Source organism: Achromobacter sp. SIMBA_011 (genome assembly GCF_046535435.1).
Classification (GTDB): Bacteria; Pseudomonadota; Gammaproteobacteria; order Burkholderiales; family Burkholderiaceae_B; genus Achromobacter; species Achromobacter dolens.
The window spans coordinates 1-357 of the sequence record NZ_JAWRWN010000133.1; the positions used below are offsets into that span (position 1 = coordinate 1).

General features: G+C 68.9%; 1 pseudogene. It reads right to left on the reverse strand.

Annotated elements, in window-relative coordinates:
- Positions 1-186: pseudogene (locus tag SB816_RS30245) on the reverse strand (hypothetical protein); the annotation flags it as partial.
- Positions 187-357 lie beyond the last annotated feature (171 nt).

Sequence of the window (357 nt, forward strand, 5' to 3'; positions counted from 1 at the left end):
GCCGCGCCACACCGAGAGGCCGCCGAAGTGGTCGGACTCGAAACTCGGGTAGGTGTGGTTCGGATCGAGCTGATACACGTCGGCGGCGTGCGCGAGCGGCGCGTGCGAGAACGCAACCACGCCCGCCAGCGCGAGCGTGAGCGCCAAAGCGCCGAACGGCTTGCGCGGGGTGGGCTTCTTCTGCATCGGTTCTGTCGTTTTACTTGTATTCAGCAACGCGCCGCGTGAGCGGATCGAGCGCGGGGTCATCGGCATGCGCCCTCCCACGCGGGCACGAGCCGCCCGTTCGCGTCGAAGCGATAGCGGCCTTCCACCGCGCCCGCGCCGAACAGGCCGAGCACGCGGTCGTAGTACACC